9 protein-coding genes are annotated in these 6042 nt (G+C 59.6%); 2 read left to right on the top strand and 7 right to left on the bottom strand.

Translation table 11 applies throughout. From position 1 onward, the window contains the following. The 7 genes from KDH09_16070 to KDH09_16040 form a co-directional block, all read right to left on the bottom strand. Positions 1 to 259, bottom strand: a 259-nt coding sequence (locus KDH09_16070) for a hypothetical protein (GenBank protein ID MCB0221216.1), incomplete at its 3' end; no start/stop codon positions are given. 13 nt (positions 260 to 272) lie between these two features. After that, positions 273 to 479 carry a hypothetical protein gene (locus KDH09_16065; protein MCB0221215.1) on the bottom strand — a complete coding sequence of 69 codons (207 nt, stop codon included), beginning with the start codon at positions 477 to 479 and terminating at the stop codon, positions 273 to 275. Positions 480 to 495: 16 nt separating this feature from the next. Next, positions 496 to 879: a cytochrome C oxidase subunit IV family protein gene (locus KDH09_16060; protein MCB0221214.1), complete on the bottom strand. Its 384-nt coding sequence runs from the start codon at positions 877 to 879 to the stop codon at positions 496 to 498. A gap of 15 nt (positions 880 to 894) precedes the next feature. Then, positions 895 to 1518 carry a cytochrome c oxidase subunit 3 gene (locus KDH09_16055; protein MCB0221213.1) on the bottom strand — a complete coding sequence of 208 codons (624 nt, stop codon included), beginning with the start codon at positions 1516 to 1518 and terminating at the stop codon, positions 895 to 897. 24 nt (positions 1519 to 1542) lie between these two features. Next, positions 1543 to 3294, bottom strand: coding sequence for a cbb3-type cytochrome c oxidase subunit I (locus KDH09_16050; protein MCB0221212.1), 1752 nt, complete (start codon positions 3292 to 3294; stop codon positions 1543 to 1545). Positions 3295 to 3297: 3 nt separating this feature from the next. After that, positions 3298 to 4299: a hypothetical protein gene (locus KDH09_16045; protein ID MCB0221211.1), complete on the bottom strand. Its 1002-nt coding sequence runs from the start codon at positions 4297 to 4299 to the stop codon at positions 3298 to 3300. A gap of 60 nt (positions 4300 to 4359) precedes the next feature. Continuing rightward, entirely contained in the window at positions 4360 to 4671 is a 312-nt protein-coding gene (locus KDH09_16040; GenBank protein MCB0221210.1) for a hypothetical protein, read from the bottom strand. A gap of 509 nt (positions 4672 to 5180) precedes the next feature. Here KDH09_16040 and KDH09_16035 point away from each other — a divergent pair. Next, positions 5181 to 5657: an Rrf2 family transcriptional regulator gene (locus KDH09_16035; protein MCB0221209.1), complete on the top strand. Its 477-nt coding sequence runs from the start codon at positions 5181 to 5183 to the stop codon at positions 5655 to 5657. Between the two features lie 177 nt (positions 5658 to 5834). Next, positions 5835 to 6042: cyclic nucleotide-binding domain-containing protein (locus KDH09_16030; GenBank protein MCB0221208.1), on the top strand; the 208-nt coding region annotated here is incomplete at its 3' end.

Raw genomic sequence — 6042 nt, 5'->3', positions numbered from 1 at the left:
CGTCAAGCTCCCGCTGCTCGCTTTCCTGAGCCAGCTTTCGCGAACGAAGTGCGAAGAAGACGATCAGGGCCACAAATGCCGCCAGCACGCCGGCGATTGCGCCGATCAGGATAAGCACGCCCTTTTGCAGGCCGATGGTCATCGGGTTGCCGGGCTCGCCGTAGCAGATGGCGCAGGCCAGCGCCGGGGCCTGCGACTGCAGGATCGCCACCGCGGCGAGCGCAAGGATCATGAGCTGCTTGTGAAATCGGCTGATCATAGGATCGGGCTCCCTACAGGTAGCTGAGCTTCTTGTACTTCGCCAGGAACCAGGTTCCGTACCACACCAGCCCGACGCTGCCCACCAGGGAGACAACGCCGATTGCAAGGTGCAGGGCGTCCTTGGTCGTAAAATAATCACTGACTCCCCACAGACCCAGTGCCGAGAGGAACAGGGTGGAGATCAGAATGAAAACGACGTGAAATGCTTTGAGCGACATGTGCGCCTCCGCTCTCTCAGTGATGCGCGCCGTGGCCGGCTTCAGCCGATGTCGTGGTGCCGGGAGCCGCCGCACGCCAGCCCGTTTCGGCGTAGCCCGAGTGCGTGATGACCGGGACGGCCAGGACCATCACGAACATAAATACAGTGAGCAGGACACTATAGAGAATCCATTTCACCTCGCCCTTGAGGTGCATGAATTCCGCAGCCACCAAGCTGCCCTTGATGCCGGCGATGACCAGCGCGACGGCGACCGCCAGGTGGATGGGCAGATGTACTTCCGCCACCGCAACGGTCACGCCCGTGAGGATCAGAAGGGCAATGAAGACCTTGATATAGACTTTGACGTGCGCCTCGATGTCCTCGTGGCTGTGTGCGTCGTGCGTAGTTTCTTCACTCATAACTCAAATCCCTTCCTAGAGAAGATAAAGGCTGGGGAACAGGAAAATCCAGACCAGGTCGACGAAGTGCCAGTAGAGGCCGGTCACTTCGATCCGGTTGGTGTAGCGCTCGGGCTCGGTCTCCCACATCTTCGAACCTGCGGTGGCCAGATAGAGCCACACGATCAGGCCGCCGATCACGTGAAGGCCGTGAAGGCCCGTCATCGTGAAGTAGATGCCGAAGAAGTTGTTGGTCGAGGGATACCAGCCGTGTTCGAACTTGGCCGAGTATTCGATCGTCTTGATCACCATGAAGCCCAGCGAGCAGGCGATGGTCGCCCAGATGTACATCTTGCCCTTGGCGAAGTTGCCCATCTTGAGGCTCGCCCAGGCCATTACTACGGTGATACTTGAGGTAATCAGTACTGCGGTATTGAGCGTGGCAAGCGGAACATTGAGGATCTCCATGCCGCGCATGTAGGGGTGCCCCGGAATGACCGGCGGCCAGACCTGCGCGCCCGTGCGAAGCAGCACGTAGGCCGAGAAGAGCGCGCCGAAGAGCATCACTTCGGAGGCCAGGAACATCCAGATACCGAACTTGCCGTTGTAGAGGCCGGTATCGGGACGGGTTTCTACTGTGTAGGGAATTTCTTCCGACATTGCTTAATCCTTTTCTTTCCCGGTTCAGGCGTTTTCGTTGAACTGGGGTGAGAAGTCAGTGCTCGCACCCGGCACGCTGTATTCGTAGGGGTCGCGGTAGACCACCGGGACCTCCACGAAGTTGCCGTGCGGCGGCGGAGAAGGAGCGGCCCACTCAAGCGTGGTGGCATCCCAGGGGTTCTCGGAAGCCTTCTCGCCGTTCTTCACACTCATGAAGAAGTTGATGATGAAGAAGATCTGCACCGCACCCAGGAACCACGCGCCCCAAGACTGGAAGACCGTGAGGTCCTGGACGGCGCGGCCGTGTGCGTAGAAGGTCTGGTCATACATGCGGCGCGCAACGCCGGCCAGGCCCTGGATGAACATGGGCATGAAAACCATGTTCATGCCAATGAAGGAACCAATGAAGTGAAGCTTGCCGAGCTTCTCGTTCATCATGCGACCGGTGGCCTTCGGATACCAGTAGTAGACACCCGCGAAGAGCGCGAAGATCGTGCCCGGCGCCACCACATAGTGGAAGTGGCCGATCACGTAGTAGGTGTCATGCAGGTAGATGTCCGAGAGAGCGAGACCCAGCGGCAGTCCGGTCAGACCGCCAATGGCGAACATCGGCATCCAGGCCAGCGCGAAGAGCATCGGCGTGTTGAAGCGGATCTTCGAGCCCCACAGGCTGATGAGCAGGCAGGTCAGAATGACGACCGAGGGGATCGAGATGATCATGGTCGTCATCTGGAAGAACGCGCTCATCGTCGTGCCCATGCCCGTTTGATACATGTGATGGGCCCAGACGAGGAAGGACATGAAGCCAAGGAATGCGCCGGAGTAAACCATGGAGCGGAAGCCCCAGAGCGGCTTGCGCGTATTGTTGGCAACGATCTCGGCGATGATGCCCATGGCCGGGAGGATCAGAACGTAGACCTCCGGGTGGGCAAGGAACCAGAAGAGGTGCTGCCAGAGCAGCGGGCTGCCCTCGCCCGCCCAGGCGGTTGCGAGCTGCGCGTTCACCACAAGCCCTGTGGGCATGAAGAAGCTCGTGCCCGCCACGCGGTCCATGAGCTGCAGAATGCCGGCTGCCTCCAGCGGCGGAAAGGCCAGTAGCAGCAGGAACGAGGTGATGAGCTGGGCCCACACGAAGAAGGGCATGCGCATGTAGGACAGGCCCTTCACGCGAAGCTGCACGGTGGTGACGATGAAGTTGATCGAACCCAGCAGTGAGGACGTGATCAGACCCACCATGCCGATGAGCCAGATGTTCTGGCCGTTCCAGAAGTGCCACTCGTGCGGCGCAAGGTTCGAGAGCGGCGGATAAGCGGTCCAGCCCGACTGGGCGGCGCCGCCGGGCATGAAGAACCCGAGCATCATGAACAGCGCGCTGGGGAAGAAAACCCAGAAACTCGCCATGTTCATGCGGGGGAACGCCATGTCAGGCGCGCCGATCTGCAGCGGCAGCACGAAGTTGCCGAAACCACCGACGGCCAGGGGAACAACGCCCATGAACACCATGATGGTGCCGTGCATGGCGCCAAGCTGGTTGTAGAACGCCGCGGTCATCACGCCGTTCTTGACGAAGGGCTCGGGCAGGATCGATCCCAGAATGGGGATCGCCTCACCCGGATAGGCAAGCTGGAAACGCATCAGCATCATCATGCTGAAGCCCAGGAACAGGAAGATCAGCGATGCCACGGTGTACTGGATACCGATGACCTTGTGATCGACCGAGAAGATGTATTTCTGCACGAAGCTCAGTTCGTGGTGATGTCCATGCTCTTCGCTCATGGCTTAGTGCTCCTCCGTCGCTTCGGGCGCGGTCTCGGACTGCTGCGCGCTGTATTTCGAAGCATAGGCCTGCGCTGCGGCGTTCACGGCCTTCTCGGCACGTGCCAGCGCGGTGCGGCCTTCTTTGATCTGATCGGGTTCCTTCGTGAAGGTTTCGAGATCCTTCATGAAGGTCTTGGCGCTGCGAAGCGCAAGCTGCGCCTTGCTCAGTGCCTTGTGGGCGCTGGCCTGGTCCTCGGCGTATTCGACGTCCTCGGAACCGAATTCGGCGGCCTCGGCCTGGTTGGTGACCAGCCAGCTCGCATAGCCGCCGGGGCTGCGCACATCGACCTTCGAGCCCATGCCGAAGTGACCTACGCCGCAGAGCTGCGAGCAGACCACTTCGAAGATGCCCTCGCGGGTTGCTTCGAAGTGAATCGGGAACTCCATGCCGGGAATGGCGTCCTGCTTGAGACGAAGGACCGGAACGCCGAAGCTGTGGATCACATCCTTAGCAAAGATGCGGGCGATTACCGGTTTGTTGCGTGGGATGATCATTGTGCCCGTGACGATGTCGTCGGCGGCATTGGGATCATTGTAATCAATACCCAGCGAGTTGACGCCGTCCATCAGGGTCACGTCCGTGCGTCCCCATTTTCCGTCGGCGCCCGGGTAGTGGTAGGTCCAACTGAACTGCTGGGCGATCACACGGACGTTGACGGCTTCGCTTTCCTTGGGAAACTCGTTCTTGAGCTTCGCCCAGACCGGCATTGCCAGTCCCAGGAGCAGCATCGCCTCAAACAGGGCCACCGCGATCTCCAGATACTTCGAAAAAGTACCCTTGAGCGGTTCATACGTGGCCTTCTCTGCCTTGGCGCCGCGCACGATGCAGTAGATGAAGAAAATTCCCCAGCCGATGAAGAGCGCCGCCATGAAGTAGTGCAGAATGTTGATGAGCTGATCGACAGCAACACCATGCACCGATCCATTGGGCGGCATCCCGTACCCGTAAATGCTTTCGTCCATCCCTAGCCTCTCTCCCGGTTGCGCCCCTTGTGCGGTTGGGGGCGACCGGGTTTCAAATTCTTATTCCTGCTCTTGTTCGAGCAGGCTCAGCGCAACTTCACCCTCACCGCCGGCCGGCTGCACCTGGGCAGTCTTCTGTCCGGCGGTCAGGTTGGCGGGAACAACCACAAAAAGGTCGAACCCCGCAATCATCAGTGCCGGTACCATCACCCAGGCCGCCTTCTTGAAAGTGGCGAGGCTGACGCGTCCGGCGCGATCGAGATCTTTTTTGTGAGAAACAACGAGAAACGCGAAGATTCCCAGTTGAACGGCAAGGAACCAGAACGCAATGACGTAATAGGTCCAGCCGGCCAGGATGGCCTGCTGCTCCATGATGGGTCTGGCTCCGGCAAGGAGCATCTCGGTAAACTGTTGGAACATACCCGTCCCTGCCCAACGACTCTCGTTTCAGAATCGTTTTCAAGATGGGAGCTTGCAGGCACGCTCGCCGAAATCGACGAGCTGCGAGGCCTGCCCCTCTGCTACCCCGGATTGCCCTCAATGTCCTGAGATCATAAGCGGTTTCGGCGTCGCTCCCGGCTCCGACCGCGGGCTTTTGTATGGCACATCAGCGCTGTGGCATCAAGATGGAAACCGCCAAAAACGCGCCGGGATCGGCACTGAGTAGGGCTTTGTAGGGGCGCCGGGAATCATAGACATCGGCCCGCTCTTCCCTGCTTGAATGCCGGACGTGTGTGCGGCTAACACCCTGAAATAACGCAGGGTTTTGGACGGTCAGAAGTCCCGGAGGATACAAGACGACCCGGTGGTCGTATGGTTTATTGACAAGATGACCCGAAGATCATAATATCGCCTTGTCGGAGCGAAGGGGATCGAGCGCGATGCTTAGTCAGACCGTTGGATATGCGATTCTTGCTTTGGGCTACCTTGCTGAGAACAGCGAAGGGCCCACGCTGGTCAAGGATATCTCCGCAGCCACCGGCATACCCAGCGCCTATCTTGCCAAGATCATCAACACCCTGGCCCGCAAGGGGATGGTGACCACCCAGCGCGGCATTCGCGGCGGCGTTACGCTTGCCCACCCGCCTGAGTCGGTAACCGTTTTCGACCTTTGCCGGCTGCTCGACGATCCGATGTGCGAACAACGCTGCATGATGGGTCTTGCCGAATGCAGCGACGAGCGCGCCTGCCCTGCTCACGAGTTCTGGAAGAAAGAGCGGGCGGTATGTCAGCAATATCTCGACAAGATGACCCTGGCCGATGTTGGCCAGTTTGAAACCGAACAGCGGCGCAAGCGCGCTGCTCTGGAACAGCAGAATTCCGGGTCCGCGGCAAATGCGGCACTGGGTGTTGAGTGAGCAGATTGGGCGGGGTCTCTCCCAAATGAGTGGGAGAGAAATGGATGAGAGCGAGGAGTTGGAGCGATGAATCTTGAGAGCGCGGTGCCAGCCAATCGATTTGAAATGCCACGACGCGTGACGAATGTTCTGCTGCATCCGGCGAGTGCGCAGAATGCGTCAAAGGTGGCGTATCTGATGTCCGTCCCGCTGTTTTCCGGGCTTTCCCGGGACAAGCTTGCCGAGCTTGCCGAGGAACTGCGCCCGGCCTCGTTCGCCAAGGGAGCGCGTATCTTCCACGAGGGTTGCGACCCCGATAGCTTCTTCCTCATCACCGATGGTTGGGTGAAGATCTCCCGCGATACGGCCAGCGGTCGCAGCGTGGTTTTCGAGCTGCGCGGACCGG

The organism is Chrysiogenia bacterium, from assembly GCA_020434085.1.
In the GTDB taxonomy this organism is placed as follows: domain Bacteria; phylum JAGRBM01; class JAGRBM01; order JAGRBM01; family JAGRBM01; genus JAGRBM01.
The sequence above is the reverse complement of the archived record's forward strand: the minus strand, read 5'-3'. Positions and strand labels throughout refer to the sequence as shown.

What these genes read in the sequence shown, in the direction of transcription:
- KDH09_16065 (MCB0221215.1), bottom strand. Translation starts at nt 479, where the DNA reads ATGTCGCTCAAAGCATTTCACGTCGTTTTCATTCTGATCTCCACCCTG.
- KDH09_16060 (MCB0221214.1), bottom strand. Translation starts at nt 879, where the DNA reads ATGAGTGAAGAAACTACGCACGACGCACACAGCCACGAGGACATCGAG.
- KDH09_16055 (MCB0221213.1), bottom strand. Translation starts at nt 1,518, where the DNA reads ATGTCGGAAGAAATTCCCTACACAGTAGAAACCCGTCCCGATACCGGC.
- KDH09_16050 (MCB0221212.1), bottom strand. Translation starts at nt 3,294, where the DNA reads ATGAGCGAAGAGCATGGACATCACCACGAACTGAGCTTCGTGCAGAAA.
- KDH09_16045 (MCB0221211.1), bottom strand. Translation starts at nt 4,299, where the DNA reads ATGGACGAAAGCATTTACGGGTACGGGATGCCGCCCAATGGATCGGTG.
- KDH09_16040 (MCB0221210.1), bottom strand. Translation starts at nt 4,671, where the DNA reads ATGGAGCAGCAGGCCATCCTGGCCGGCTGGACCTATTACGTCATTGCG.
- KDH09_16035 (MCB0221209.1), top strand. Translation starts at nt 5,181, where the DNA reads ATGCTTAGTCAGACCGTTGGATATGCGATTCTTGCTTTGGGCTACCTT.